A 26,640-nucleotide genomic window follows, 5' to 3' on the forward strand; every position below is an offset into this window, starting at 1 on the left:
ACCTTGCCGTCGACTTAAGTCGACGGGCATGGATTGAGATGAATGTTTATTTATTTTTTAGAATTTCCTGTTCCATTCTTTTAGCCAGCGCTCGATCACCACTTTGGTTTGGGTGAAGAATTCGACGGCGTGTTTTCCCTGACCGTGCAGGTCGCCATAGAAGCTCTCTTTCCAGCCTGAGAATGGGAATTGCGCGACTGGTGCAGCTACGCCGATGTTGATCCCGATGTTACCGGCCTCGGCTTCGTGGCGGAACTTGCGTGCGCTGGAACCGCTGCTCGTGAAGATGCACGCCATATTCCCGTATTTGCCGGAGTTGATAAAGCGGATCGCTTCGTCAATTGTATTAATATGTACCAGACTGAGAACCGGTCCGAAAATTTCAGTAGAAGCCAGCTCGCCGTCAAGCGGAATATCTTCGATAATGGTCGGATTAATAAAGTTACCCTGCTCGTATCCATTTACTTTCGCATTCCGGCCGTCAACCAGTAAACGTCCGCCTTCATGTACCCCTTTTTCAATGAGTTGCTGTACGCGGTTTTTGCTTTCACTGGTAATTACTGGTCCCATCAATACGTCGTTATCAAGACCAAAACCTGTCTTCCTGTTTCTCGCAGATTCTACCAGGCTTTCGGTAATGTCTTTGTGTTCACCTACTGTGATGATGGTGGAAGCCGCCAGACAACGCTGTCCTGCACAGCCGTAAACGCTGTCTATCACAATTTGCGAGGTCATTTCAATGTCTGCATCCGGCAAAACGATAACAGGATTTTTGGCGCCGCCTTGTGCCTGTACGCGTTTTCCGTTTGCTGCGCCTTTGGAATATACATACCTGGCTACATTCGAAGAGCCTACGAAGCTGATCCCTTTGATAACAGGATGTTCCAGGATCGCGTCCACCGTTTCACGTGCTCCCTGAACCAGGTTCAGTACGCCTTTCGGCAGGTCAAGCTGCTCCATTAAACTCACGATCTTCGTCATCGTAAGTGGTACTTTTTCGGAAGGTTTGATGATATAGCTGTTGCCGCAAGCCAGTGCGTAGGGCAGGAACCAGAAGGTGATCATTCCGGGGAAGTTGAAAGGCGCAATGCAGGCGCAAACGCCCAAAGGCTGCCGGATCATGTATTCATCGATTCCCTTTGCAATATCCTCCGAGAATTCTCCCTGGATCAGAGTAGGCGTACCACAGGCATTCTCCACATTTTCGATCGCGCGCACCATCTCCGCTTTTGCTTCCACGAAGGTTTTGCCCGATTCAAGGGTAATCGTCCTCGCAATGTCGTCCAGGTTGTCTTCCAGCAATGTTTTGAGCTTAAACAGATATTGTACCCGTTTGGAAACAGGTGTACTTCTCCATTCCTGAAATCCCGCCTGCGCAGCTGCGGCAGCATCCGCCACGTCCTGGTAGTTACCATAAGGCACGAGTGCCAGTACTTCCTGCGTAGCCGGGTTGACTACATTTTCAAACTGCCCCGAGTGGCTGTCCACCCATTTCCCATTGATATAATTCTGTAGTTTTTGCATGTGACCTCCTAGTTACCGATGTTGTGTCCCTACGGGACTTTTACTTGTATATGATGTCCCTATGGGACTTTTTACCTTTCGTTTTTCTTCCCTTTCCTCCTTCGTCCCTTTCCTCCTCCTATAATCCTCCGTACGAATCTGTGAACTCCATTACTTCTTCCAGAGTCGGCATGAAGTTGGCGCAGCCTTCGCGGGTTACGATGATCGCGCCGCAGGCGTTGCCCATTCTAACACTTTTGTACAAGTCCCAATCATTTAATAATCCGTAGGAAAAGCCTGCACAAAACGCGTCGCCGGCGCCTAGTACATTCAATACTTCTACCGGGAATCCGAGTACTTTAACTTCTTCCTTGCCTGGCTGAAATATGGATGCACCGTCTTTGCCGCGCTTGACAACCAGCGTTTCTACACCCGAAGCCAGGATCTCCTGAATTCCGTTTTCGATATTCCCCCTGATTTCCGGAGCTGATATCTGCTGGTGCTTGATCAGCAGCTGTTGCTTGTCTGTCAGGAATGTGGCAAGTATCTCTTCTTCCGTACCCACTACGATGTTGAAGCTACCAAGCGCAGCGCGCAGTGTTACGCCAAATGCACGGGGATCAAACCACTGATCAGCACGGAAATCGATATCCAACAAGCGGGTTACATTGTTTTTCTTAGCGAGTTCCAATGCATAAAACATCGCCGTCCGGCTTGGGTCTTTGCTGAATGCAGTTCCTGAAAAGGCAGCTGCTTTGAATTGCTCGAACGGAATGGCAGCAACGTGGTCGATATTCAGGTTGATATCCGCACAGTTTTCGCGGTAGTACACCAGCGGAAAGCGGTCAGGTGGCTCAATTCCCAAAACCACAGCAGAACTGCGCGTCCCTTCAATCACAGGCACCCATTCCGTAGAGATACCTTCCTCTGTCAGGAAATGTTTAATAAAATTGCCCACCTGATCGTCACCAATGCCAGTGAGAATGGCAGTCTTAAGACCAAGCCGCTGACTCCCCGTCGCGATATTCAGCGGGCAGCCGCCTACAAATGCATTAAAAGCTTCGATCTTTTCAAATGGACTGCCCACATTGGCCGAATACAAATCAATAGAAGAACGGCCGAGAGTAAGGAGATCGTAGGTCATTGGATAAAAGTTGTCGGTTATTGGCTGTTAGCTGTTAGCTGTTAGCTGTTAGCTGTTGGCCAAATCGGTATATACAGTGTCGTTCAAGAATTTTTGTTGAAAGCTAAAAGCTAACGGCTAAAAGCTAATAGCCAACAGCTAACCTACCCATTCATCTCCGCCGTCACAATCGGCAATCTTGGGTCTTGTCCTTTCCAGGTTCCGTAAATCCAATCATGGTCGGGGTCGGAGGTGTTGGCGAGGGACTGGTCGCTGCCGGCCAGGAAGTTGAGGTAGTAAACATTGTAACCGTGCCCGGCTACGACGGGGTGATAGCCTTTCGGGACCAGTACCGCTTCATTGTGCCGTACCCTGACGATCTCGTCGAGTGAGCGGTCTTCGGTGTAAACCTGCTGAATGGCGTAACCCTGCGGTTTGTCGATCTTGTAAAAATAGATCTCTTCCAGGTTGGCTTCCAGCAATGTTCCGTCTGCCGCTACCTTTCTTTTATCGTGCTTGTGTGCAGGGAAAGAGCTCCAATTGCCCGAAGGCGTATATACTTCCACGCATACGATCTTGTGACAGTCGAAGCCGGGTTCCAGCAAACTGTTGATCTGCCTGTTCGCATTGTCGCCGCCGCGGTACTCTATCGCTGCTTCTTCCGGACGCTTCATGCGCGGCGGATGGTCTTCGTCCGAGCGGACTTTACAAATGGCGATATCTGTGTTAGCTGCCTGTGCGGTGAGTACGAAAGCGGTGTTGCGGGACAGGTACATCGCGTGGCCAATGCCGCTGAAAACATCTTTTCTGCCATTGCCTGTTTCCCAGGTTTGACCTGCCGCTTCTACCTTGAAATTCCCGCCTAAAAGCACAAAACAATATTCATATTCTCCGGTATTGCCGGTAAATTCTTCATTTACATCCAGTATTTTAGCCTCAAAGTTCAAATAGCTCCACCCAGCCTGCTCCGCTGTCAGCGAATGGTAGGTTTTAGCATTTTCAGGCTTAATCAGTAGGTCACTCATTGCGGTAATCGGATAGATTTGCACAATGATAGTGTTGTATAAATTAAGTACAAAATGTAAATATGTTAATACTGAATGCAAACGTTTGAAAAAATTTTAAAGAATCAATCGCTATAATTCGACAAATGAATTCCTCCCGACCCGTTACCATTAAAGATATTGCACGTCGCTTCCGATGCTCCCCGTCGACTGTTTCAAGGGCCTTGAACGACCATCCGGCGATCAATGAAGACACCCGGAAAAACATCCAGGAATATGCCCGAGAGGTCGGTTACCAGCGAAATGAAGTGTCGCTCAGCCTGTTGAACAAGAAGACCGCCTCGCTCGGTGTGGTAGTGCCGACGATCAGTAACTATTATGAAACCGCGGTGATAGAAGGTCTGCATACGGTGTTACAGCCGCTGGGCTACACGCTCAATATTTGTGTTACCAATGAAAACTACCTGCTGGAAAAGGAATATCTGGCTAAGCTGCTGTCCAACCGCACAGAAGGAATTTTCCTGTCGGTATCCCAGGAAACTTACGATTCCGGCTATTACGAGCATTTGGAAAGTGTGATCCTGCGCAAAACGCCGCTGATTTTTATAGACCGGGAATATGAGGATTTTGAAACCAGTCGGGCGACGGTTGACGACTACCACGGCGCATTTGCGGCGGTGGAGCATTTAATCAATATCGGGTACAAAAAGATCGCCCATTTAAAAGGTCCTAACGGACTTACTGTTTCCGAGCAGCGGTTGAAAGGCTATGTAGACTGTCTGAGAAAATACGAAATGCCGGTGCTCGATGAGCTGATTATCAATACAAACTTCAAAGTTGAAAGCGCTATTCTTCCTACCAAGCGACTGCTCGAAATGCCTGTCCCGCCAGATGCGATATTCGGGGTGAATGACCAGGTGGCGATCGGGGCAATGCGGGTAGTGAAAGACAAAGACCTCAAAATACCACAGGAAGTGGGTTTGGTAGGTTTTGATAACTCGCCCATTTCCGCTTACACATTTCCTTCCTTAACCACCGTCAGCCGCCCGGGCCGCAAAATAGGAATGGAAGCTTCCAGGCTGTTCCTCAACCAGGTAAACGGTTCCGGCGATTTTTCCCACGAAAGCATTGTACTGCCCTCAGAGCTGGTAATCAGAGAATCCACTTTGCGGATTTGACCTTTAATCTAAAAACCTCTATCCTTCATTTCGCTTGATTTTTCACCTTACCTCCGCCAGAGTTTCTCTGCCTGCATTGCTTTGCCTGCTGCTATTTGCTCCCTCCCTGTTTGGTGCGCCGAGAGTCAACATTACGCCCGCGCCAAGTTGGATTGTTCCGGTTACACCTGCGGGAAAACCCGCTTTACCCAAGGAAGTTTCGGGTGGATATTATATCTCATTTTCAGATTATCAGGTGAATCTCGACGAGCAGTCGGACTACACCCGTTTCACCAGGCAAATCATTTCTGAAAGCGGCATTCAGAACGGTTCTGACATCACCGTCGCATTTGATCCTACCTATGAAAAGCTTGAATTTCATCAGGTTACTATCTGGCGGGATGGGAAAAGTATTTCGCAACTGCAACTGGCAGAAATCAAGTTAATGCCGCTGGAAACCGACCGCCAGCGCTTCATCTATAACGGGTATTACACTGCTTCGATCATTCTCAAAGATATCCGCAAGGGAGATCGCATTGAAGTAGCCTATTCACGCAAGGGCTGGAACCCGGTATTTAAAGGTAAGTACTCGGATTTCTTCCATTTCGATTCATTCGATTATACGCAGTACCAGCATGTCGCGATTGTAGCCGATTCAAAAAGGGCTTTGATCTTCAAGGATTTTAATAAGCCTCCGGTCAGAAAAGTCGCTGTCCGGAATGGCCAAAATGTTTATGAATGGGAAGCGACCAATGTAAAAGCCATTACTTACGATGATTACGTGCCGGAATGGTACAATAAAACTCCGTTTGTGCAGGTAACCGAATTCAAAACCTGGAAGGAAGTAGTGGATTGGGGATTAGGTTTTTATGGTGAAACAAAACTTGCCGGAGCAATCAAAAGCAAGGTAACAGGGTGGAAAAAAGAAGGGGAAAGCGACGCGGAGTTTATTGGTAAAGTCGTACGGTTTGTGCAGGATGAGATCCGCTACCTGGGTGTTGAAAGTGGATTGAATTCGCATCAGCCGCATTCGCCTGAGCAGGTATTCCGGCAGCGTTACGGGGATTGTAAAGACAAGGCATTTTTGCTGTGTGCAATCCTTCTTGACCAGGGAATTGAATGCGATCCGATGCTGGTCAATACCTATAAACGCTCACATCTACCCGAGTACCTGCCCTCACCAATCGATTTTAATCATGTCGTGGTGCGCATTCAGGAGCACGCTGGTATTCCCGGCAGGCCGGAAACGAAAGTATTCAGATTTGTAGATCCTACCATTGCTTTGCAGGGTGGCAGTTTAAGCACAATGAGCTTTCCGCCTTACGGTCGCGGGTTATTGCTGCGGAAAGGACAGATCCAGCCGATCTCAATTCCATTGCAGGGCACGGGCAATATTTCCGTCACCGAGGATATCTTCCTGCCGCTTCGCGGCGATACCTCGGCACAAGGTCAGTTCCAGGTAAAAACGGTGTATTTTGAGTCGCTTGCAGATGAGATACGGTCGACGTTCCAGCAAAATATAACATCGAAAACCGAAGAAGCTTACCTCAATTATTACCGCGAGGTTTACAAGCATACGGAACTGGACCTGGCTGATACGCTCACCTACTACGACCAGCGCGATGCGAATAACTTTTCATTGCTGGAAAATTATACAATGCGAAATGCATGGCAGTATGATTCGGCCACCGGGCGTGAATACTTCCACGCGCCGGGACAATTGCTTTACGACCAGCTGCGCATTTTACCTAAGAAGTCGAGAAAAGATCCGGTAGCCCTGCAATATCCTTATCATAATACTTACAAGATCCGGGTCCATATGCCCGAATATTGGAGTATCAAAAAGGAAGCCTGGCGCATTGAGCGGGCCGCTTACACGGTGTCGTTTAGCTCGGATTACATTCCAAAAGAGGCTGTATGGGAACTCTCGTATGAGTACAGGATCCTGCAAGACCATGTTGCCGTTGAAAATATTGCCGAGTTCAGGAAAGATATGTCCAGGTTGGCAGAAAACCTTGATATGGAACTCCGGGCGCCGATTTTAAATTCATCTTCCGGCTCGTCCACTAACTGGGCGGCATTGCTGCTGTCGCTACTCACTGCAGCAGGCTGCGCAGTGCTTTTTCGCAGACTTTACCGCTACTCGCCCCTCAACGGACAGATTTCTGAACCCGCGCTGCCCTTCGGTTCCTGGATACTGCTGACTGGTGTTCAGATTGTCATTTTTCCGTTTGTTACCTTCATAAACCTCACATTCACGGGAGGTGTGCTCTATTTTACAACTGCCGGATGGAATGTGATGACCGGCCACTCGGCGTTGATGGAGTCTCTCTACAAAGCTTCGCTGGTGTTTGAGATAGTTGTATCCACCATTATTTTTTGTTTTTCAATCTTTCTGGCTGTTTTGTATTTCAAAAAGCGTGATTCTTTCCCGCAGCTTTTTTCCTTTTTCCTGATTGGAAATGTTGTATTCGCCATCATCGGTGTCATTGAAGCCCGGACTGTTTATGCAGAGATCGCGGGCTTCGAGGCTGATATTGTCTATAAACAGATCGTCAGGACGCTCATTTCAGCGGCAATCTGGGTGCCTTACTACTATCAATCGAAGCAGGTAGCGGAGACGTTTGTTAATACTTACCCACCGGCAGTCCAGGCGGAATATGCATACGAAGAAAGCCAGGATGAATCAGAAAGCGATTCCGGTGAAATGCGCCATGATGAGGCTTAATGCAGCGCACATTCTCCTTTGAAATTCTTAACTTTGGAAATGCTGGAAACAAGACAACCTCTGCCTGTAAAAGTACCCTCGCCGACCATTGCTGCTCAGACAACGCAGTTCAGGGTATCAGGCGCCAATGAACAAAGCTGTGACCTCGGATCCTATAACCGCCGGGATTTTTACAAGATATCTTTAATCATCGAAGGCGACAGTCAATTGCTTTACGCCAATCGCGGCATCGTGATCGATCGGTCGGCGCTGGTATTTACCAACCCGCTGGTTCCTTATTCCTGGGAAGCGACCAAGCCCCAGTTTGACTGTTTCTTTTGTGTGTTTACGCAGGAATTTCTGAGAGCGGGCAACAGAATGGAGAGTTTTCAGGAATCCGTTTTGTTCAAGCCAGGCGGGGAACCGGTGTATTTTTTAGACGATGATCAGGTAAGCTACCTGCGTGGGATCTTCCAGCGAATGTGCCGGGAAATGGAGAGTGATTACATTTACAAATATGATTTACTCAGAAATCATGTTAATCTCATTATTCACGAGGCTATTAAAATGCAGCCAGCTGTGGCGTATTTCAATCCGCCCAATGCAGCAGCGCGGATCAGCAAGCTATTTTTGACGTTACTCGAAAAGCAATTCCCGGTGGAGTCGCCGCAGCACAGTATTTCCCTCAAAAAAGCGAGTGAATATGCCAGTCAGCTTTCGGTGCACGTGAACCACCTCAATGCGGCAGTACAGGAAGTCACGGGTAAGTCAACCACCGCGCATATCAACGAACGGATCTTGACAGAAGCAAAATCCTTGCTCACCCACACGGACTGGAGTGTTGCAGAAATTGCATTCAGCCTGGGCTTTGAATATGCCTCCTACTTTAACAATTTCTTCAAAAGACACGCGGGTACCACGCCGCTTGCAATCCGGAAATCACTTTGAAAAGTGTAATAATCACTTTGAAAGTCTTAGCAGCCGCCGCCTGAACTGCGTCTACATTTGTGCTTACTAAAAAACAAATAGCAAGCACATGAAAACGACACAATTAGGAAGTCAGGGACTGCAAGTGCCCGTTCAGGGACTGGGCTGCATGGGAATGACTACCATCGCAGGCGGAAATATATACGGTCAGGCAGACGAAAAAGAATCAATCGCTACCATTCACCGCGCATCGGAGCTCGGTATCAATTTCCTCGATACGGCCGATTTGTACGGTCCGCTGCTAAATGAGAGGCTGGTAGCAAAGGCGATTCAGGGAAACCGCGACAAGTATATCGTAGCTACGAAATTTGGTTTTGAAGTGGATGACAATGAGCAGCTTACCTGGGGTTTCAATGGCAAGCCCGAGTATGTTAAAAAGGCGATAGACAGGTCACTTAAGAACCTGGGTACAGATTACGTCGACCTGTATTACCTCCACCGCCTCGATCCCAACACACCCATTGAAGATACAGTAGGCGCGATGTCGGAACTGGTTCAGGCTGGTAAAGTGAAGTACATCGGACTATCGGAGGTATCAGCTGCAACGATCCGGAAAGCACACGCGGTTCATCCGGTGACTGCCGTTCAGACGGAGTATTCACTGTTTGAAAGAGACCCCGAAGTAAATGGCGTGCTGGATGCGACGAGAGAGCTGGGTATAGGCTTTGTGGCTTATTCTCCGCTGGGAAGAGGCTTCATTACAGGGCAGATCAAAAGTCCGGATGATTTCGAAGAAAACGATTTTAGAAGAGGGATACCCCGTTATCAGGGAGATAATTTTTACAAAAACCTCGATCTGCTGAAAGAAATAGAATCCATGGCAGCAAGCAAAGGTATTACCCCTTCGCAACTGGCACTTGCCTGGGTTTTTGCAAATGACATCGTCGCAATCCCAGGTACCAAAAGGATCAAGTACATCGAAGAAAACGCAGCCGCCGCCGAAGTGGTACTTACAGCCGGAGAGAAACAGAAGCTGGAATCAATCGTGCCTGTGGGTGTCGCGGCAGGTACCCGGTACGAAGCTTCGCAAATGCAATGGGTGAATGTGTAGTGCCAGCTGAAAAGCATTGGTTGACAAAAAGCGCGAATTCAAATCAAAAAAACGCCAGCCTGACAGCTGGCGTTTTTTGCATTTATAACAATCAAACAATATCAATACCCTTCGTTCTGAACCAGGTATCCGGGTAGGTTCGAGGCACCGTCGATGGCTGTTTGTGGAATTGGGAAAATACGTTTGCGGACGTCGGAGTTGGTTTTCTCAGCCCATTTGCCTTCATATTTTCCAAAACGGATCATATCCGTACGGCGCAGCATTTCCCAGTAGAATTCAAATCCCCGTTCACGGAACAGCAGGTCAAGGTTCATGCTGGTCAATGCAGGTGGCGCGAGCGTGGCCGTGCGGGAGGCGCGTACCAGGTTCACGTCCGTCAATGCACTTGCCGCATCGCCTTTACGCAGCTTGGCTTCTGCGCGCATCAGGTAAACGTCTGCAAGGCGAACAATTACAATATCCGCTTCCCCTTTGTTCCGGCCCGTGTTGGACTTGCTGCTGAATTCATATTTGGCCACGCGGTATCCTGTATTGTAGTTGCTTCCCACCGCACTGAAATTGATCAGCTCTGAAAAACTTACAGGAAGATCGGGACGGTTGCGCGTCAGGTAAGTAAGCTTGCCTACTTTCAGTCTCCCGTCGGGGCAACGAAGGAATGCGCCATTCACACGGAGCGCACCAAATTGCTGACCTCGCAGGATACCCCGGTTGATCTTATAGTCTGCGTCATTCACGCAGGTATCTGCCGCATTGGTGTAAATGGACATATTTTGCTTGTAAAAGCGCGGGTCGCGGCTTGGGTCAACCGCGCCGTAAGCCTGTACCCACGACTGGTAAAAGTCTGACGTAATACCTGGTCCGTCCGTACCATTTGCGGCGGGGAATTCAGCTAATGGAAACTGGTCTCCCGAGATCGAGAAATACGCCATACGGTTGTGACCATTCAAATCTTCACGCTGGTCCACAGCAAAGATCAGCTCTTCGTTAGTGTGGTTGTTGTTTCCGAATATTGAAAAATAATCAGCCGATAATTTCGCTTGTCCGGACGCAATTACCTTATCTGTATACTGGATTACCTTGTCAAGATCTTCGTTACGGAACTCGATCGCAGGCGCATAACGGTTGCGGTAAACCCCCGCATTCAGGTATAGTCTTGCCAGCAGGCTCCATGCAGCAGCCTGGTTCAACCGGCCCGGACCAACAGCTGATTTCGGTTTCAGCAAAGGTTCGGCTGCGAGCAGCTCACTTTCAATGTACTTCACAGCTTCTTCGCCGCGGATGATCGTGGACGGTGTTCCCGGATCTTCTTTCACAAACACAATCCCGAACATATCGAGCAAAACCATATTGTAGTAAGCACGCATTGCTCTTGCTTCTGCCAGGTAAATGGCCGCACTCGGGTCGGTAGACTGTTTGTAGCTCGTAATCGCGGTAATGGAGCGGGAAATGGATTGTACCAGCTGGTTCCAGGTGTTGTTCACGTTGGGATCAGTGGCGGTGGTATTATGCTGGTGCAGTGCCAGGTAAATCCCGTTATCACCCCAGTCGGTACCGCCGCGATAGGGTAGTATCGCTTCATCCGTGCTGATTTCCTGCAATGCAAAATAATTGGTATGCAGGAACAGGTTGGGCAGCAATGCATAAACGGGCGCGATCAATCCATTTGCTTCATCCTGGGGAGAAAGCTTGTTGCTCAGCGTTTCGTCCAGCACTTCTTCCTGCAGATTGGTACAGGCAGTAGTAAAATATAGCAGGCTGGCTGCCGTGAATATGAGGGATAGTCTCTTTTTCATTTTGTAATAATTAAAAACCAACATTGACACCAAACAGCACAGTTCTCGCTTTCGGGTAGCTCAGGTAATCGATACCATAGGAAGTAACCCCCTTGATTTCGCGGTCGTTGTTCACTTCCGGATCGTACCCGTTGTATTTCGTCCATACAGCCAGGTTCTGGCCGGTAACTGAAAGCCGCACGGTTTGCACCCATTTGTTGATGCCCAACTTGGTCGTGTTCAGGTTGTATCCCAATACAAGATTGTTCAACCGCAGGAATGCGCCGCTTTTCAGAAACCTGGTTGACACAGGCGCTGAGTTGTTGATCGATTCCTCGGTGGTAGTCAATGCGTCGCGTGTTACATTCAGACCTTTCGATAATTTCAATTTGAAGAAATTTGAGTTGGCTGTGTTATCGTAAACCTTATTGCCTGCTACCCCATTGAAATTGGCTGCAAGATCAAAACCTTTGAAACTTACATTTCCATTGAAATTGTACATGCGGGTTGGAAGCGCGGTACCTGCGGCAATCCGGTCGTTGTCGGTAACAATGCCGTCGCCGTCCACATCACGGAACTTGCTGATCCCGTTTTCATCAAATCCAATGTGTTCTTTGAGGAAAAACGTACCAATCGGCTGGCCGCTCAGATACCCATTGATCGTAGCAGATGTAAGTCCCGAGCCCTGCGCAGAACCAGAAGGAATGACCGAGTATGGAGAGCCTGTCACTTCATTTTTGATGAATGTGATATTTCCGCCAAGTCCGTATCTCAAACCATTTTCAAGCGAGTTCCGGTAATTCAGTTCGAGTTCAACACCGCGGTTAACAATGCGCATGTCAGGTACATTGGTCCAGAATGTTCCTGCCGGCTGCACGGGATCGGCAGGGATTACTTCCAGCAATATTTTTCTTGAAGCCTTTAAGAAATAGTCGATTTCTCCGCTTAATGCACCTTTGAACAAACCAAAATCAAGTCCGATATCCGTTTGCTGCGATACTTCCCATTGAATGTCAGGATTGGCAAGACGCGTGTAGGTAGTACCTGCCGGATAAGGACTGGTACCGTCGAGCGGGTAGCTGGTTGTTCCCGAAACGACGGAAGTAAATCTCGCCTGTGTGATTTTGGAAGGAATTTCCTGGTTACCCGTTGATCCCCAGCCTGCGCGTAATTTCAGCTCCGAAAAGGGTGAAGATTTCATGAATGGTTCTTCCGAGATCCGCCAGCCAAGCGAGAAGGAGGGGAAAGAACCATATTTATTGTTGGCACCAAACTTCGACGAACCGTCAACCCTCAGTGTCGCCGTGGCGAGGTACCTGTCTTTGAAACCGTAGTTTACACGTCCAAAGAACGATTGCAGCTCATTGATCGTCGCAAAACCCCCTGGTTGGTTCAATACCAGCGTCAGGTCTTGTCCCAAACCTGGGTTATAAATGGGTTCAATGTCCGAGATCGGGAATTTATTGATGCTGAAATTTCTCTCCTGCAGGAAGATGCGCTGGTAAGAATGTCCCGCCAATGCGCTGAAACTATGAACCTTGCTGTTGAATGTATAGGTCAGGTAGTTTTCGATCAGGCGGTTGGAGTTTTTGTTGCTCCAATTTTCCAGGCGGCCAATTTCGTAAGGAACTGTGTTGGGCAGCGTTTGCTTGTCTTCCACGGAAGTAGAGTGGTCAAGACCAAAGTTGAGCTTGTATACCAGTCCTTTGATGATCGTCACAGAGGGCGAAATGCTGGCCAGCACACGGTTGGTGTTCACCAGTTCTTTATAAAGCCGCAGCGAAATCAGCGGGTTTGTACCATCCTGGTATTGGAATGGTTCGCCATTGTCATTATACGGTTTGTAAGTCGGGTTTGCCGTGATTGCGCCACCGATGATACTTTGAATATTTGGGCGCTGTGTTTTGGTGTTGGTCGCATTCAGGTTTACATCCAATGTAACGCGGTCATTCAGCAGCTTTTGAGAAATATTGATGCGGCCTGAGTAACGGTCCTGGCTGCTGCCCCTCAGGATGCCCTCCTGTTTTTGAGCGCCAAATGACGCATAGTAAGTCATGCGATCGCTTCCGCCACCGATGGAAAGGTTATGGTTGTGGGTTTTGGCTGTCCGCGAAATCTCCTTCTGCCAGTCGGTATCAGCTCCTTCGTTGATCACGGTACTTCCCAGTTTCTTAGCCTCAGAAACAAAATCAGCACTGTTCAGTACATCCAGCGGGCGCGCCATTTTGGAGATCCCCAGGCTACCCGAGTAGGTAATGCTCGCCTGTCCCGACTTACCCTTTTTGGTAGTGATCAGGATAACACCGTTTGCTCCCCGTGCACCATAAATCGCTGTGGCAGAGGCATCTTTCAGCACGTCCATGGACTCAATGTCCTGCGGATTGAGGAAATTGAGAGGGTTACCATCTCCACCTGTGCTGCTGTTGTCCAGCGCCATTCCGTCTACCACAAACAGCGGTGTACTTCCCGTACGCACGCCACCCGGGCCACGAACTGTAATGCTGTTTTTCGCACCTGGCTCACCGGTAGCAGAAGTAACATTGACACCGGATACCTTACCTTGCAGCAATTGTTCCGGCGAGTTGATGATACCGGAGTTGAACTCTGTGCTTTTGAGTGACTTAACCGAACCTGTAATATCTTTTTTAGCAGTACTTCCGTAACCTACCACTACTACTTCGCCCAGGTTTTCAGCCGTTTCTTTAAGGCTAACCTGCACCGAAGCTGCATTCGCCGCAGTCAGAAGGAAATTGGACAATGTTTGTTTTTCAAAACCGATGTAGCTGAATTCCAGGTTGTAACTTACTTCTGTTTGCAGGTTTGCAAATGAGAAGCTACCATTTTCGTCGGTTGTAGCGCCCTGCTTGTTGCCACCAGTCACGTCCGAGATAACAACAGTAACGCCCGGGAGTGGCTCTGAGCTGCCTGCTGCAAGTACTTTTCCTTTGAGGGTCACATTCTGCATTAACGGGGCCGGCGCTGCGTACGCGTGCAGGCTCAGCAGCACCGCAAACAGCATTGCATAACTTCGCCACAGACCAGTTCCGACTGATCGGGATAGAGTTTTCTTCATACTTGTGGATTATTAAATTGGAACAACATTAATGGTGAGTATTTATAAAGAAGGATTGAATGCAAGATTGCAATTGTATTTTTGAAACAAATTATAGAATATAGCTAATACTGATTTCAAACGTTTGAAATTCTGTGCAAACGTTTGAAAAAATAGAGGAACAAATAGGATGAAATTGATATTGCTATCAATTTACTGGATTTAGGAGGGCGCAAAAGTGGCAGTTGCGTTCGGAATGAAGGCAATCCGGAAGTTTAAGGAATTGTTAAATTGTGACAGAATGAGAAGTAAAATAAGCGTTACGCCGCGCTTTCAAGCGGACTGATCTTGATAGTGAGACCATAAGCCTGCATCAACTCGTCGAGCTCCATTTTATGCTTTTTTAGCAAAGAGCGGTAGTCATTCACCTGACCTTGGGGGCTGTTATGATCTTCATGGAGCTTCAAAGTCTGATTGGTCAATGCAATCAGTTCCAGTAAACGGGATACGCGAAGCCCCCATTCTTGTAGTTGAGGTAATTCCTGCTCCTGCATAACTTAATATCTTAGTTCTATAATACCCTTTCCTTGTCAGTTCTTGATCTCGAAATGTCGGAATTCAAACATCTTGCCGCAAGACTTCTAATGGCGGGCGGGACAGGATTCCGCGGCTGTTGATTAATCCGATGATGACAGTCAGCAGCGAAACGAAGAAAAACACGCCTAGCACCGGGAGCAGCTCTGGTTTGAATTCGGCTTCAAAGCTGAATTTGGCTAATGCGAAACTGCCGATCAATGCGATGATGATGCCGGTTAATGCAGCCAGAGCACCCAGGAAGAAGTATTCCAATGCGGTGATCGCGAAAATTTGTCTGCGGCTTGCACCCAGCGTTCTCAGCAGAACGCTCTCCTGCAAGCGCTGGTATTTACTGATCATCACAGAAGAGATCAGCACGATCAGTCCTGTCAGAATACTGAACCCTGCCATAAACCGGATCACAAAGCCTATTTTATTGAAAATATCATCGAGCAAACGTAGCACCAGTGCCAGGTCAATAATGGCGATGTTGGGATACTTTCTCACAACCGCCTGCTGAAATGTAGCAGATACCTCCGGGCTCGGCACGTGCGTGAGCATGGCGTGGAACTGCGGCGCATCTTCCAGCACACCCGTTGGGAATACCACCAGGAAGTTGGTCTGCACCTCGCCCCAGTTTACCTCCCGCAAGCTGGAAACCCGCGTGTTCATCAAGGTCCCCTGCACGTTGAAAACCATGGTATCTCCAAGCTCAATCTTGCTGCGGTCTGCGAAACCCTCTTCCAGCGAAATGGGCACGAGTCCTGTCGCAGGATCATATTTTCCTTCCCATTTACCTTTTGTAATCTTTTCAGAAGAGGTAGTTGAGTCGCGGAAAGTGACGCGGTACTCTCTCCCGAAAATCCTGCGCGATTGTTCCATGGTGGTATCGCCCTCAAAATCGGCCGCCGTTTTTCCATTCAGCTCTTCCAGTCGCATATTCACAATGGAAACACTTTGGTTCACCGGCACCCGCTGCGCCTTGGCAATGGCGAGCACGCCTTCCTTCTGATGGCCCTGAATATCAAAAAGCACAATATTGGGTTGGTTGCCGCTGGTTGATAGCTTGACGCGTTCCAGCAAAATGCTTTGTACAAAAAACAAGGTGCAAATGAGCGTTGTCCCCAGACCAATCGAGACGATCAGTATTGTAGTCTGGTTGTTGGGCCGGTAGAGGTTAGCCAGTCCCTGGCGCCATAAGTAGCTCCAAGAAACCGGAAAAAACCGCCGCACAAGCCAGGTAAGCAGCAGCGCCATTCCATATAACACCAAAAATGAACCGAGGATACTCGCTGTAAATGCCAGCGCTTCAACCCAGGTACGCATTTGTAAAAACGAGAACCCGAAAATGAACAGCACGATCAAAAGATATAGCAGCCAGGTAACCGGGTCTCTTTCAAGCTTTACGGGATCAAGCGAAACGCGGAGTACGTTCAGCGGGGATACGCTGCGAATGGAAAGGAGCGGGGGTAATGCAAAAAGTACGGAGATCAGGATGCCGATCGCCAGCCCCTGTGCGATCGCCGTCCAGGAAATTGCGGTTGTGAGTTCAAACGGAAGTAAGTCTTTGATCACAACCGGTAAAAACTGCTGGATCGCGGTACCAAGTGCGGCTCCTATTACTGAACCGATAATGCCGATGCCGAGGATCTGGATCAGGTAAATGAGGAATGCCTGAGATGCTTTTACACCCAAACACCTCAGAATAGCAATGGATTTCAGTTTTTCGCGTATGTAAATGTGAATGGCGCTCGCCACTCCGATGCAGCCCAGCAGCAATGCAACAAAGCCAACCAGGGCCAGAAAGCGTGTGAGGTCCCGGAAGGAGCGGCCCGTGTCTTCCTTTTGCTGCTGTACCGTGTTATGATCGAGGTCAAACTTCTCAAAACGCGGTTCCAGATTTTTGACCAGCTTTTCAACATCGGTACCCGGTGCGAAACGGAAATAGTAGCGATAAGCCACGCGGCTCCCTTTTTGCATTAAGCCTGTCTCGCCAAGGTACTGCATCGGAATGTAAACCGTGGGGGCAACAGAGCTTGTGATGCCGGTTGCTCCCGGCGCTTTTTCAAGGATTCCGGCGATCGCGAAGGTTACTTCACCAATCCTGACAGAGTCGCCCACTTTGGCATTATATTGCAGCATCAGCGTCTGATCCACCAGCGCCTCGCGTCTGGTCCTGAACGTTTTCTCAGCTGTAACCGGAACCGTCTCGAATTTTCCATAATACGGAAATGCACCTGACAATGCTTTTACCTGCGCCAGTCTGTTGCCGCCGCTTTTTGTAAAATAAACCATTGATGCAAAGCTGCGCTCCTCCGAGCGGATTTTGCCGAGTGAATCCACCAGCTCTTTGGCTTTTCCCTCCACCGCGCGATTTCCGTAAAGCGCAAGATCCGCACCGATGAGAGTAGCGGCCTGGTTGTCAATGTTCTCTTTCAGGTTGTCGCCCAGGGCGTAAATGGCGACCAATGCGGCTATGCCAAGAATGATCGAAGAAATGAAAAGTACCAGGCGGGAGCGGTTTTTCCGACTGTCGCGCCACGCCATTTGCAGCAGCCAGGATATATTCAGGTTGTTGGAGTCCATCAGGGATTCGGGGTTATGCTACCAGTTTTCCGCCTTTGATGCGGATGATCCTTTGCGTTTTTGCGGCCAGTTCCAGGTCGTGGGTTACTACCACCAGCGTAGTCCCGGCTTCTTTATTGAGGTCAAAAAGCAGGTTAACTACCTTCTCGCTGGTTTCAGCGTCGAGGTTTCCGGTAGGTTCGTCGGCAAAAAGGATCTGCGGTTGATTGGAAAACGCGCGAGCGAGCGAAACGCGCTGCTGCTCTCCGCCGCTCAGCTGGGTAGGGTAGTGGTGGCTCCGCTCTGCAAGGCCGACCTTGTCAAGCAGGTCAAGTGCGCGGGATTTGATATTTCTTTCACCCCGAAGTTCAAGAGGTACCATTACGTTTTCCAGGGCTGTGAGGGTGGGAAGCAGCTGGAAATTCTGGAAAATGAATCCTACATATTTGTTTCTTACCGCAGCGAGCTGGTCTTCATTCAATCCGTTGAGCCTGGTACCATGCAGCTCCACATTCCCGGAAGTTGCCCGGTCAAGCCCCGCGCACAAGCCGAGCAGCGTCGTTTTTCCGCTTCCCGACGGACCTACAATGGACATTGTCGAACCTGCTGCTACTGAAAAATGAATGTTGTCTAATACGGTCAGCGATCGGTCACCGCTCTTATATATTTTACTTACCTGCTGCAGATCGAGTATTGTATCCATCTAATGTTCCTATTTTTATGATTTCGTGGTGCTAAGCTTGGGCAACCTGTTTTATTCTAATTTGGTTCTTTTGGTTTTATGTCGATTATAAATATAGGTTAAACGGCATTGAAAACTAAATGAGCGGTTTGAGGGCAATTTCCAGGAGGGTTTGTCTTTTTAATTTCAGTCAAAATCAATATCTGTTATGAAGCGCATTTCATTTTTTATTTACACACTTTTCATTCCGCTGCTGCTGTTTTCTTGTGATAGCGGGAAAAAGGAGGGAGCTGAATCCGGCGAAGAAACAGCCAAAGCGCCGGCCCGGCAGGATTCTGCTAAGAAGAAGACCATCGTATTTTTCGGGAACAGTCTTACCGCTGCCTACGGGCTCGACGATCCTAGCCAGGGTTTTGTTGGATTGATCCAGAAGAAAATAGATTCACTCGGACTTAACTATAAGGTAATCAATGCAGGGGTGAGCGGCGAAACTACCTCCGGCGGAAACAGCCGCATTGACTGGCTGTTGAAGCAGCCGCTTGATGTATTTGTTCTGGAACTTGGGGGGAACGACGGCTTGCGGGGTATTCCTGTTCCTGAAACAAAAAAGAACTTGCAGGCGATGATAGATAAGGTGCACTCAAAATATCCCCAGGTGAAAATTGTGCTCGCAGGAATGCAGATACCGCCTAACATTGGCCAGAAGTATGCTTCCGATTTCCGCGCTGTTTATGCTGACCTGGCTAAAAAGAACAATATCACGCTGATCCCGTTTTTGCTGGAAGGGGTAGGTGGCGAAGCGAAACTCAACCTGCCCGACGGCATTCACCCTACCGCAGAGGGTCACAAGATCCTGGCTCAGAACGTGTGGGTGGTCATTGAAGACATGCTTTAAGAATACTAGTTTAAATAAAAAGGCCCGGAGCTGTTTAAAACAGGACTCCGGGCCTTTTTTATTTCAATGTCTCCTTGCTCTACACAACCCTGTCGCCACGAATCAAACGAAGAATAATCGCCACTACGGCAATCACTAAAAGAATGTGGATAATGTTACCAAGTCCAAAGCTTGCGAAGCCGAAATAGCCTATCAACCAAAGGATTACAAGGATGACAGCTATTGTATAAAGAAGATTTCCCATTGTCTTGTGTTTTGAGTTAGAGATGTTAGAGATATGATTACATGCTATCAATTTAGATGCCAGCAATAAATACCTGCATTTCGCGCCATAACTTTCCCCGGATTCTACAATATTTGCGCTGCATTGAAATTACATAGCCATAAGTTGTAGAAATTTATCTCAAAGCTCTTCTATGAAGCGAACATTACTAAGCCTGCTCATTCTTTTAACAATTTCTTTTTCCACAAAGGCTGCCGTTGTCGATACTGTGGACACTTACAGTGCCGCAATGAAGAAAAATATCAAGGCAGTTGTGATCCGGCCGGACAACTATGCGACCGCCGGCGAGATGCCCGTCGTTTACCTTTTGCACGGTTACAGCGGCAATTATGCAGACTGGGTGAAGAAGGCAGCCGGTTTTCAGAAAGCGGCGGATTTGTACCAGATGATGATCGTTTGTCCCGACGGCGGCTTTGGAAGCTGGTACTGGGACAGTCCCGATCCGGCATTTAAATATGAAACCTACGTGGCCAAAGAGCTCGTGGCGTTTGTGGATAGCAAGTATAAAACGATCAAAGACCGCAAAGGCCGGGCCATTACAGGGCTGAGTATGGGCGGGCACGGCGGGTTATACCTCGCTTTCCGGCACCAGGATGTATTCGGCGCGGCGGGCAGCATGAGCGGGGGAGTGGATATTCGTCCTTTTCCCAATAACTGGGATATGGCAAAAAGATTGGGCAAGTACGCCGAGAAGCCGAAAGAATGGGAAGAAAATACGGTGATCAACATGCTGCATTTGCTGACCCCGAACACATTGTCTTTAATTATTGACTGCGGCCGCGAAGACTTCTTTTTTGAGGTAAATGAAAAACTGCACCGCGAGCTGGCCTACCGCAACATTCCCCACGATTACATTGTCAGGCCCGGCGCGCACAACTGGGCTTACTGGACCAATGCAGTACAATACCAGCTGCTTTTCATGAGCAACTTTTTTAACAGGAAATAAGCGAAATGATTTTTCGCGTAGACAATTGTGCTCAGAATAGGTGGTGAATGACACTCTAGATGACTAATAGCTCTTTGTAAATCAACACCAGGGGGGGGGTATATTTTCTTATAAAGACCCGGCTTTAAACAGTTCAAACAACTTCTTTACGGCATGTTTCTGTTTATCCTCAAAGGAGTTTGCAATATAAACATCAAACTTATAGAACATGAAATAGCCGAAACGAGAATACTGCTTGCTGACAAGTTGCAGTTGTGCTAACCTCCTAAATATGCCTTTAAGTGAATAACGACATTGATCCAGTGTAATGTGTTTTAAGAGATATTCGGATAGGATTTCTTTAATGTCTGTTCTGTATTCTTGCAAAAGTGAGTAGCGCTTGAAAATTAGCTCATCTCTGTTCAAATCACACACTATAATTGTTTGTTGAGCTCTCTCATTGAGCCCGACGATTTCTCCATTGTGGTTGAATAAGAATTGATCTTCGACTTTGTCAATTTCGGGATGCAATAACTGAGGATTCTCTGCTAGAAAATTCTTCGAGTTTGCTAACACAAATTCTTCACTAGGCATGCCCATGTTTAAAATGCCTGGTGTACTTATTCTCTGTCCTGATATAGGAAATCTGTTGCGCTTCTTATTATTGCACTTGCTGCAGCTAAGAATTAGGTTACTCCATTCATAAGCAAGCCAATAATATCCCTGGTGCTTTATATCTTCCAGAACCTTCGCTTTTGGCCGATAATGCTCCACTTGCATCGGAGCTCCTGCAGATGTATCGGTTTCACAATAACCACATTTCGAATGGTACAACTCAATCAGCGATGAGATAGTTAAGTCCCTGTAGAGCTTTGAGTTAAAAGGATGTTTGTTCTTTCTTGATAGAGCGTCAAGTATATGGGATGTTCTGGTTAAAGAGGTAGCTAGGCTTTGCGGAGGATTCTTAAAATCTTTTTCTATACTGATCATTTCATTCTATCCATTGGTCTTTGGTTCAAATAATTCGTCTGGGAACTGTTCATTGCTGCTTTCAAACTCCTTTAAAAATTCATCAATAGCCTCATTTTTCTCCATTTCTTCAAATGTGTCCTCAGTGCGTACCTCTGTAAGCTCCTCTATTTGAGACGAAAAAATATTATCCATGTCAAATATACCTGAGGTTAAAAGTAGATTTGGAGTCAATGTTTTGAGATCTACATCTACTTTCTGTATTGTTATTCCCTCTTCTTTAGTTCGTGTGACTTTGAGGATAGTCGAATTTTTAGGTGCGCCTAGCAATGGAATTGGGCTATGAGTAGAAACAATGAATTGAATTTTTGGAAAAACTTCACTAAAAAGCTCTGGAATCTGTTTCTGCAATTTGGGGTGCCAATGTAGATCAAGTTCGTCGATTATAACAATCCCAGTTAGATCAGAAGGGTCAAGTATATCTTTTTGAGTATTTGACAACCTGATAATCATATCGCCAGCTATACCTACGATGCTTCGAAATCCGGAAGCTATTTTTTCAAAAGTAAGCGGTTCATATCTAGCGTTTTCATTGAATACATCTTTCTCTATGTACTCAATTCGATCTGTGTCTTTGTTTAGCTGAATGTCAGCTAAATAAGGGACAAGTCTGCAAAAGGCAGTGCGAACCAGCTGGAACCTTTTATCACCCTTCAATGCCCATTTAACCAACTCAAATTCAACATTAAGTAAATCGCCGTCGGTTCTGAATAAACTGTACAGTGTTCCTTGTTTTTCCGATATCTCGCTGATTGAACTGTTTGATTGCATATTTAATCTTACGGGGCCATAAGCTGCAATATGAGTCAACGGAGAAGGGTTGGTTCGAAAGTCATTGATAAGGTTGTCTTCATGGCTCTTGTATTCAACTCTTATTCGCGAATTCTCTTCCTGGTCAAAATCGTAAGGTCCGTCCTTTGAACCATGCAGCCCTAAAAGGATGGATTGCAAGACCGTGCTTTTTCCGAAGCCGTTTTCGCCAACCAAAAAGACCCAATGCGTATCTACGGGCAAATTTTCAATTGTAGCTCGTTTGATCCCCTGGAAGTTAGAGACAGACAGGCTTTTTAGACAATGGTCGAGTATATTGTTTTCTTCGAAATACCTATTAGGCTCGTTCTGGAGAAACAGTTCATCATCTTCTAAGAAAAACAGGCTAGTGAAATCTATGGAATCCAGGCGAATGAAGGACTTTATAAGATCTATCCATTCCTTGAAAGCGCTTGTAACTTCATAATCATGTAAATTCCGGGCCTCTTGTAAAGATTGATCAATAGGAGTGAACTTGTCCTCGGGTACCTGTTCCACAACATATAGGACCTTCATCTTATTCATGAAGCCTTGAACTACCTCATAATCAGAAATTTCGAAGTAAATCTTTCTAAATTCCTTGTATGTTATTTTCAGCCCAAAGTGCTTGTGAGCCTTGATCTCGAATTTTATTGCCGAATCATTAATTTGCTGTTTGATACTTTCCGCAATTCTATGCCATTCGTTAACAACTTGAATCGGGTGACTTTTAGCATTCATAAAATCTCAAATTAGGAGCAGTTCAAAAATACTAATATCTGCTCATAAATGTCATTTTTAAAGATCTCTACTTTACATTTGCATAACTAGAGTTAACCTACAAATTATTTCACTATTCAGCTATAATGAGCAATTATTCCTCTCCTGCACCGGCTGGCGCTCCCAAATTCACTGAAAACAGATACCTGATTACCCTCATTTTTGTCACTTCGCTTTTCATGTTCTGGGGCATCGCCATTACCATGGGAGATGTTTTGAATAAGCATTTTCAGCACGTACTCAGCCTGACCAAGACGCAGTCTGCTTTTGTGCAGTTTGCGATTTTCGGGGCTTATGGTGTAATGGGGATACCAGCGGGGCTTTTTATGAAGCGTTTCGGTTATAAAAATGGGGTACTCTTCGGTCTGGCGCTTTTTGCACTCGGATCGTTTTTGTTTGTTCCCGCGGCGGCGGCGGCTTCATTCCCGTTTTTTGGTGGTGCATTGTTCATTCTGGGCTGCGGTATTTCCACGCTCGAGACAGTAGCGCACCCGTTTGTTGCCTCGCTCGGTGACCAGCGTACCAGCGATATGCGCATCAACTTTGCACAGGCATTTAATGCATTGGGTACCATCATCGGTCCTGCGGTAGGTTCTTATTTTTTGTTGAGAAACAATGTTGAAGGCAGCACTGACCTTACTTCGGTTAAAACATTATATATCGTAATCGGAAGTGTTATCGCGACGATCGCCGTGCTTTTTTCTTTCGTTAAGGTACCTGCATTAACTGACCCGCACGTGGCAGCAGATCCCGCGGCTGCGAATGTGGATACCCACCCTGAGAAGGGTCTTTTTGAGCATACGCATTTTAAGTGGGCGGTATTTGCGCAATTTTTCAATGTAGCCGCACAAGCAGGTACCTGGGCGTTTTTCATTAATTATGGTCATGAGAAAATGGGCTTCACGGATGCGGTCGCAGGTAACTGGATGATCCTCTTTTTCGTGCTGATGCTTGCCGGCCGTTTCATCGGCACGTTCCTGATGCGTTTCATCGCACCGCCTTCCTTACTTGCCATTTTCGCAGCATGTAATATCGTGATGTGCCTTATTATCGCGCAAAGTCTGGGCTGGCCGTCGTTTATCGCATTGCTGATGCTCAACTTCTTTTTCAGCATTATGTTCCCGACGATTTTTAGTCTGGGTTTAAAAAACCTTGGAAAACATACGCAGCAAGCTTCTTCCTTTATTTCAATGGGTGTAGTAGGAGGCGCATTTTTCCCATTCGCAATGGGAGCGGTAGCAGAAACCAATGTAGCACACGCCTACTACCTGCCGATTATCTGCTATACTGTGATATTCCTGTTCGGATATAAGTTTTATAAGGTAAAATAACTTCGGCCGTCGGCTTTCGGCAGTCGGCTTTCGGCTGTTGGCTATTAGCCGTTAGCTTTTAGCCATTAGCTAGTCAAGGGTACATAGGATATATTACAGTTAAGTAGATAGCAAACGCTAATAGCTAACAGCTAACAGCTAACAGCTCATAGCTGACAGCTACCAGCTACCAGCCAAAAACATTTAAACAAGAGATTACAAATAATGAAACTCTGGGGGATTGACTTAGGAGGTACTAAAATAGAATGTGCGGTGCTGGACTCTGCGCAGAATCTGGAAGTGATTGCGAGAATGCGCCTGCCGACTGAATCGGCGAAAGGGTATGAGCATATTTTGTCTCAGATCAAGAGACTGATAGATATGGTAGCAGAACAGGTGGGAGAGCGCCCGACCAAAATCGGGTTTGCTACGCCAGGAGTACTGGAACCGGATTCTCAGCTGATGAAAAACTCCAATACTACCTGCCTGAACGGAATGCCGCTCAAAGCTGATTTGCAGAAAATTCTCGATGTACCCTGTCAGCTTGCAAATGACGCCAACTGTTTTGCATTGGCAGAGGCGCTAATGGGAGCGGGCAAGGAGCACCATGCAGCCGAGGTTGTTTTCGGTGTGATCATGGGTACCGGAGTCGGTGGCGGTTTGGTTGTGAATAATAAAATCATTGCCGGTCACCACGGTATCGGCGGAGAATGGGGCCACAATATATTGGAAGAAAACGGCCAGCCTTGTTACTGCGGTAAAGCCGGTTGTGTGGAGCAGGTTATTTCTGGTCCTGCATTGGAGAGATTTTACGAGCAGCAAAGTGGCGAGCGTCTTACCATGAAAGTGATTCTGGAAAGGTACCGAGAAGGAAATGACGTGCACGCGAGTGCTACGATCGAGCGGCTGCTTGAATATTACGGCCGCGCCATTTCCACATTGATCAATGTGATCGATCCGGGATTGATCGTAATTGGTGGTGGGGTAGGTAATGTGGACTTGCTTTATACAGCGGGTTATGAGCGGATCAGAAAGTACATTTTTAACAAAGGTGTGGTTACCACACCGATTGTGAAACCCAAGCTGGGAGACAGTGCGGGTGTTTTTGGCGCAGCTTTGCTCTAAAGTTCACGCTATTAACCAGTGCCGGTCTGTCGTTTGAAAAATAGTTCGTTAAACCATAACGCTCCATTACAGTGACAAACGCGAAGGCAGTTCAGCGTATCCAATCCATTGACATTGTCCGGGGCCTGATCATCGTGATCATGGCGCTGGACCACGTCCGTGATTACTTCCACATTACCGCTTTCACCGGCGACCCGCTCGATCCGAAGACTACGACGGGAATGCTCTTCTTTACGCGCTGGATTACCCACCTTTGCGCACCTTCTTTCATGTTACTTTCGGGCATTTCCGCCTATTTGTCCGGGCAGAACAAAACGCCGGCAAGTACCTCTTCTTTCCTGATCAAGCGCGGTTTCTGGCTGATCCTGGTGGATATAGTCTTCATGACATTCGGCTTTACGTTTGATATTACCTTCAAAACAATCCTGCTGGCGGTACTCTGGGCTTTGGGCGGGAGTATGATCCTGCTTGGTTTGCTGGCACGTTTCCTGTCTCCGAAAGCTATTTTAGCTGTCGGACTGGTTATCGTATTTGCCCACAATCTTCTGGATTACATTCAGTTGGTGCCCAATTCTCCTGCCGACATTGTACTCGGTATATTCTTTACGGGAGCAGGTACGTTCATTCCGCGGGGTGATGGGGGTAACATTGCATTTTTGTACGTGATTGTGCCCTGGGCTGGCATTATGATGTCCGGCTACGGACTGGGTACCCTCTATAACCGGAGCTTTCCAGCTGAAAACCGCAGAAAGATCCTTGTGATCACAGGCATCGTGCTGACGATCCTTTTTGTTTTGCTGCGTTTTATCAATAAATATGGCGACCCTGCGCCGTGGAGCGTGCAGCAGGAGAGTTTTCGTACTTTTCTGTCTTTTATGAATGTACGTAAATACCCGCCTTCGCTGATATTCACACTCGCAACACAAGGTCCGGTACTGCTGCTGTTAGCCTTTTCAGAGCGTTGGAATAATGCATTTACCCGCTTCTTCACGGTTTATGGAAAAGTGCCGTTTTTCTTCTTTTTGGTACATTTCTATCTGATACACCTGGTGAGTGCAATCGCGGTTCTTGCTTCGGGTTACACCTGGGCGCAGGCTACGGATGATAAGCTGTTTTTTAAGTTTCGTCCTGATGATTTTGGTTACGGGCTTGGCTGGGTTTACATTATCTGGATCCTGATCGTGCTGGCTCTTTACATTCCCTGTAAACGGTTTGGTGAATACCGGGCCCGTGAGCGCAAATGGTGGCTGAGCTACTTATAGCTTGTCTCTTTAACCCTGGCAAGTAGAATTTTATCATCTTCATTTTATTACAACAACCTAAAC

At 47.4% G+C, this 26,640-nt stretch carries 20 protein-coding genes; 9 read left to right on the forward strand and 11 right to left on the reverse strand.

What is annotated here, in order from left to right:
* Positions 1–57 precede the first annotated feature (57 nt).
* The 3 genes from ASG33_RS08730 to iolB form a co-directional block, all read right to left on the reverse strand.
* Complete coding sequence (locus ASG33_RS08730; RefSeq protein ID WP_056282683.1) at positions 58–1,524, reverse strand: CoA-acylating methylmalonate-semialdehyde dehydrogenase; 1,467 nt, start codon at positions 1,522–1,524, stop codon at positions 58–60.
* 118 nt (positions 1,525–1,642) lie between these two features.
* The gene (iolC, locus tag ASG33_RS08735; protein WP_056282685.1) at positions 1,643–2,647 is read right to left on the reverse strand and encodes a 5-dehydro-2-deoxygluconokinase; all 1,005 of its coding nucleotides are present in this window, start codon (positions 2,645–2,647) and stop codon (positions 1,643–1,645) included.
* A gap of 143 nt (positions 2,648–2,790) precedes the next feature.
* A complete protein-coding gene (iolB, locus tag ASG33_RS08740) occupies positions 2,791–3,651 on the reverse strand; it encodes a 5-deoxy-glucuronate isomerase (protein WP_056282689.1) in 861 nt (286 codons plus the stop codon).
* A 125-nt stretch (positions 3,652–3,776) separates the two neighbouring features.
* On the opposite strand from iolB, the gene ASG33_RS08745 reads away from it, so the two are divergent.
* From ASG33_RS08745 to ASG33_RS08760, 4 genes are all read left to right on the forward strand, one after another.
* Positions 3,777–4,808 (forward strand): LacI family DNA-binding transcriptional regulator, encoded by a 1,032-nt coding sequence (locus tag ASG33_RS08745; RefSeq protein ID WP_056282691.1) that lies wholly within the window; start codon positions 3,777–3,779, stop codon positions 4,806–4,808.
* A 34-nt stretch (positions 4,809–4,842) separates the two neighbouring features.
* Positions 4,843–7,515, forward strand: a complete 2,673-nt coding sequence (locus tag ASG33_RS08750) for a DUF3857 domain-containing protein (RefSeq protein WP_056282694.1) — start codon at positions 4,843–4,845, stop codon at positions 7,513–7,515.
* Positions 7,516–7,554: 39 nt separating this feature from the next.
* Positions 7,555–8,442, forward strand: coding sequence for an AraC family transcriptional regulator (locus tag ASG33_RS08755; protein WP_082489125.1), 888 nt, complete (start codon positions 7,555–7,557; stop codon positions 8,440–8,442).
* An 88-nt stretch (positions 8,443–8,530) separates the two neighbouring features.
* Positions 8,531–9,532, forward strand: coding sequence for an aldo/keto reductase (locus tag ASG33_RS08760; protein WP_056282697.1), 1,002 nt, complete (start codon positions 8,531–8,533; stop codon positions 9,530–9,532).
* Between the two features lie 101 nt (positions 9,533–9,633).
* Here the strand turns inward: ASG33_RS08760 and ASG33_RS08765 are convergent, their stop codons facing one another.
* The 5 genes from ASG33_RS08765 to ASG33_RS08785 form a co-directional block, all read right to left on the reverse strand.
* A complete protein-coding gene (locus tag ASG33_RS08765; RefSeq protein ID WP_056283522.1) occupies positions 9,634–11,325 on the reverse strand; it encodes a RagB/SusD family nutrient uptake outer membrane protein in 1,692 nt (563 codons plus the stop codon).
* Positions 11,326–11,335: 10 nt separating this feature from the next.
* The gene (locus ASG33_RS08770) at positions 11,336–14,323 is read right to left on the reverse strand and encodes a TonB-dependent receptor (protein WP_056282701.1); all 2,988 of its coding nucleotides are present in this window, start codon (positions 14,321–14,323) and stop codon (positions 11,336–11,338) included.
* Positions 14,324–14,676: 353 nt separating this feature from the next.
* Positions 14,677–14,910: a hypothetical protein gene (locus ASG33_RS08775; RefSeq protein ID WP_056282704.1), complete on the reverse strand. Its 234-nt coding sequence runs from the start codon at positions 14,908–14,910 to the stop codon at positions 14,677–14,679.
* A gap of 64 nt (positions 14,911–14,974) precedes the next feature.
* Positions 14,975–17,518 carry an ABC transporter permease gene (locus tag ASG33_RS08780; protein ID WP_056282707.1) on the reverse strand — a complete coding sequence of 848 codons (2,544 nt, stop codon included), beginning with the start codon at positions 17,516–17,518 and terminating at the stop codon, positions 14,975–14,977.
* Between the two features lie 13 nt (positions 17,519–17,531).
* Positions 17,532–18,200 (reverse strand): ABC transporter ATP-binding protein, encoded by a 669-nt coding sequence (locus ASG33_RS08785; RefSeq protein WP_031527537.1) that lies wholly within the window; start codon positions 18,198–18,200, stop codon positions 17,532–17,534.
* A 187-nt stretch (positions 18,201–18,387) separates the two neighbouring features.
* On the opposite strand from ASG33_RS08785, the gene ASG33_RS08790 reads away from it, so the two are divergent.
* The gene (locus tag ASG33_RS08790) at positions 18,388–19,074 is read left to right on the forward strand and encodes an arylesterase (RefSeq protein WP_056282709.1); all 687 of its coding nucleotides are present in this window, start codon (positions 18,388–18,390) and stop codon (positions 19,072–19,074) included.
* A 79-nt stretch (positions 19,075–19,153) separates the two neighbouring features.
* On the opposite strand, the gene ASG33_RS25530 is transcribed toward ASG33_RS08790, so the two are convergent.
* Entirely contained in the window at positions 19,154–19,318 is a 165-nt protein-coding gene (locus ASG33_RS25530; protein WP_082489155.1) for a lmo0937 family membrane protein, read from the reverse strand.
* Between the two features lie 172 nt (positions 19,319–19,490).
* On the opposite strand from ASG33_RS25530, the gene ASG33_RS08795 reads away from it, so the two are divergent.
* Positions 19,491–20,303, forward strand: coding sequence for an alpha/beta hydrolase family protein (locus ASG33_RS08795; protein WP_056282713.1), 813 nt, complete (start codon positions 19,491–19,493; stop codon positions 20,301–20,303).
* 108 nt (positions 20,304–20,411) lie between these two features.
* Here ASG33_RS08795 and ASG33_RS08800 read toward each other — a convergent pair whose 3' ends face one another.
* On the reverse strand, positions 20,412–21,272 hold the full coding sequence (locus ASG33_RS08800) for an HNH endonuclease (protein WP_056282716.1): 861 nt from the start codon (positions 21,270–21,272) through the stop codon (positions 20,412–20,414).
* 6 nt (positions 21,273–21,278) lie between these two features.
* Positions 21,279–22,841, reverse strand: coding sequence for an AAA family ATPase (locus tag ASG33_RS08805; RefSeq protein WP_056282719.1), 1,563 nt, complete (start codon positions 22,839–22,841; stop codon positions 21,279–21,281).
* A gap of 125 nt (positions 22,842–22,966) precedes the next feature.
* On the opposite strand from ASG33_RS08805, the gene fucP reads away from it, so the two are divergent.
* The 3 genes from fucP to ASG33_RS08820 all read left to right on the forward strand — a co-directional run bounded on the left by fucP (position 22,967) and on the right by ASG33_RS08820 (position 26,577).
* Positions 22,967–24,211: an L-fucose:H+ symporter permease gene (gene fucP, locus ASG33_RS08810; RefSeq protein WP_056282722.1), complete on the forward strand. Its 1,245-nt coding sequence runs from the start codon at positions 22,967–22,969 to the stop codon at positions 24,209–24,211.
* 204 nt (positions 24,212–24,415) lie between these two features.
* On the forward strand, positions 24,416–25,315 hold the full coding sequence (locus ASG33_RS08815; protein ID WP_056282725.1) for an ROK family protein: 900 nt from the start codon (positions 24,416–24,418) through the stop codon (positions 25,313–25,315).
* A 71-nt stretch (positions 25,316–25,386) separates the two neighbouring features.
* Positions 25,387–26,577: a DUF1624 domain-containing protein gene (locus tag ASG33_RS08820; RefSeq protein ID WP_229238598.1), complete on the forward strand. Its 1,191-nt coding sequence runs from the start codon at positions 25,387–25,389 to the stop codon at positions 26,575–26,577.
* Positions 26,578–26,640: the final 63 nt, after the last annotated feature.

This window comes from Dyadobacter sp. Leaf189 (genome assembly GCF_001424405.1).
Classification (GTDB): Bacteria; Bacteroidota; Bacteroidia; order Cytophagales; family Spirosomataceae; genus Dyadobacter.